This is a genomic window from Shewanella sp. SG41-4, from assembly GCF_014164505.1.
GTDB lineage: Bacteria > Pseudomonadota > Gammaproteobacteria > Enterobacterales > Shewanellaceae > Shewanella.
In genome coordinates this window covers 1-2672 of record NZ_JACJFI010000401.1, presented here as the reverse complement: position 1 = coordinate 2672, position 2672 = coordinate 1, and the positions used below count along the sequence as shown (strand labels likewise).

Below are 2672 nucleotides of genomic sequence, written 5' to 3'. Positions count from 1 at the left end.
CTTTCACCACCATAATATGGATCTGGCACTTCTTCGACTAACGAATCACCATAGCTTAACATCAACTGTAATTTATATCGTAAATGGACGGGACACCTTTGTTTCAAATCAGCTAAATTGGCCAAGTCTGCCGCTAAAATCAAATCAAATCGATCAAAGTCAGCATCTATAACCTGCCGAGCTTTCATTCCTGAAAAATCAAGTCCGCGCTTGTTGCCAGCAATAATACTGCGACTGTCAGGAGAATGTCCTTGATGATAGGCAATCGTCCCTGCTGAATCGATGTCGAGTTGAAGTGAGTGACGTTTCATTTGTTGCCTAAACACTGCCTCAGCTGTCGGCGAACGGCAAATATTGCCCATACAGACAAACAACACTGAGCGGACACTTAAAAGATATTTATCATCGATCATTTAGTACCGCCATTATCTCCAGTGTTATGACATCACTTAATTATGTTGCCGGTACCTTAACCGAGGTTAGGATCATTACCAATTGTAGTTCTACACTTAATTCTACATTTAGTTTTACCATTAATTATACAATGATACGCAACGTAACATGTCAGCAAGTTTGAGCGTTATTGTGATGGCCTTTGTCGCAGAAAAGTAGCAAATCTTGGTGTTCCTTTTTGAGTTAATCCTAAATATTGATAGGTAATTGTTGAACCAACTAAAGGTGGGTTTTCTCGTTGTTTATCACTTAAACCACTGCCTATATTAAACACAATTCCAGCAGGTGTTTTTACGATTAACGCACCTACTTTGCCTCGATACTTACCTTTACCTAGAGTATGGCCAATCACTAAAGCTTCAGCGTCATATTTGGGCTTGAGCTTAACAATATACTCACTGCGCCCGACGGCATAATGCGCTCGCTGATAATGTAACATCAATCCTTCACCACCAGCATCAACGACAGAATCAAGCTGTGCAAACAGCTCTTCGTTTGAAGCTACTGAATCTTGCTTAATGACTTGGAGGTGTATGGAGGCCGTTTGTTCTACCAACATTTTCATCGCTAAATAGCGTTCTACAAAAGGGCCGGAATTTCGTGGCAAATCAAACATCATAAACTTCACTTCCAGCCACTCTTTATCGGGTACTTGCTTGCGTCGAACCAATGCTGAAATATCTTCGAATCGATTACGCCCCAACCAAAGTTCACCGTCAATAGCTGTATTAGGAAAACCCAGTGTAAACGATGAAGGTAATGCCACTTTTCGGCCACTGCGAGTCAGCATGTTACTGCCATCCCAATAGCCTCGAACACCGTCGAGTTTCTCACTGATTAAGTATTCAGTGACGTCTATATCTTGTTTATATTTTGTTGCTAACTGAATAGGAGGTATCGATAACACCTCACTATTAGTTGTAAAACAATAAAGTGAAGTGATTACCGAAATTAAAAAATAAAGTCGCTTACTCATATGCAATCCTTGCTCATAATAAAATCCATTTAATGTGTTTTAGATTTAGTTTTAGTTCAAAAGATTATTGCAATGATCCAATGGTGTACTTTATTGGTCACAGAGTGACCTCCAAGAGATACCTTTAACACCTCTAAAACCCTAGGTTCCATGACGAAAATTATTCACTGCTGTTTAGAATTATCATCTCAATGTTGAGTGAGCGTAGTACAAACAGAAGAATTATCCACCCATTGATAGGGCTTATGTTGATATAAATCGGTGCATGATGAGGACATTTAGAATCACAGCAATAACGGTTTACTTTCCTCAACAGCACACCATAAGACCTAAATTACTGCTGGAAGCATATGAACGGAATGTTACAATCTACGGAGTTAACATCAAAAAGATAATGAGAAAAATGAAACCAGAGAACAATCATGGTCTAAAACGTGTGTTTCGAGCGACAGGGTTTTCAATGCTAGGTCTAAAGTCGGCGTGGAAAAACGAAGCTGCATTTAGACAAGAAACAGTACTTGCTTGCCTGATGCTTCCCGTTGCACTGCTACTCAATATCAGTAGTACTGAGCGTATTTTACTTATCATGACCGTGTTAATTGTATTGATTGTAGAATTGTTGAACTCGGCTATTGAGGCAGTAGTTGATAGGGTTGGTGATGAGATCCACCCACTCAGTGGTCAGGCAAAAGACATTGCTTCTGCTGCAGTTTTTATTAGTTTAGTATTATGTGCGGTCACTTGGGGCATCGTTATTTGGCCATTATTGTTTTAATAACAGCCAGACTAATATTATTCAGTGCGCTGATCTGTAGTCAAAATTGAAATGGCTTGTTCAATATAAGCAAGTCTTTCATTTTCAGCCCAATAAGCTGCATACACATGTCGATGGATACATTTAGCATCATCCACAACATATAAGGTCCCGTTATCTAAATATGGCTGAATGAGTGCTTCAGGCAAAAATGCACATCCACCATTATTAAGTATAAAGTCCAATGCCATACGAGCAGAACTTGTATGTAATACAGGCAAAGGTAGCATGGTAAAATCTTGAGCGTGTGTGATATTAAAGGCCGTACCCCAATCTACTTTTATATAAGGTAAACTAAGTGTCTGAGTAAGCTTGACGCCTGCTTGTTTGGAGACTAAATACAATTTTACTTCAGCAAGCTTAACTAAAATGACTCCATCAAGCTTTGGAGGATCAAAAGTAATCGCAATATCTAAAGTTCGTTCAATA

The 2672-nt window shown here is 39.2% G+C and carries 4 protein-coding genes; 1 reads left to right on the top strand and 3 read right to left on the bottom strand.

The window, feature by feature from the left end; genetic code table 11:
* Together H5202_RS20230 and H5202_RS20225 are read right to left on the bottom strand one after the other, a co-directional pair.
* The coding region (locus tag H5202_RS20230; RefSeq protein WP_182773646.1) for a low molecular weight protein-tyrosine-phosphatase at positions 1-413 on the bottom strand (413 nt) is incomplete at its 3' end.
* Between the two features lie 167 nt (positions 414-580).
* Positions 581-1429, bottom strand: coding sequence for a DNA ligase (locus H5202_RS20225; protein WP_182773645.1), 849 nt, complete (start codon positions 1427-1429; stop codon positions 581-583).
* Between the two features lie 403 nt (positions 1430-1832).
* Between H5202_RS20225 and H5202_RS20220 the strand changes: the two genes are divergently transcribed.
* The gene (locus tag H5202_RS20220; protein WP_182773644.1) at positions 1833-2204 is read left to right on the top strand and encodes a diacylglycerol kinase; all 372 of its coding nucleotides are present in this window, start codon (positions 1833-1835) and stop codon (positions 2202-2204) included.
* Between the two features lie 17 nt (positions 2205-2221).
* Here H5202_RS20220 and H5202_RS20215 read toward each other — a convergent pair.
* Positions 2222-2672: LysR substrate-binding domain-containing protein (locus H5202_RS20215; protein ID WP_259397403.1), on the bottom strand; the 451-nt coding region annotated here is incomplete at its 5' end.

What these genes read in the sequence shown, in the direction of transcription:
- H5202_RS20220 (WP_182773644.1), top strand. Translation starts at nt 1,833, where the DNA reads ATGAAACCAGAGAACAATCATGGTCTAAAACGTGTGTTTCGAGCGACA.
- H5202_RS20225 (WP_182773645.1), bottom strand. Translation starts at nt 1,429, where the DNA reads ATGAGTAAGCGACTTTATTTTTTAATTTCGGTAATCACTTCACTTTAT.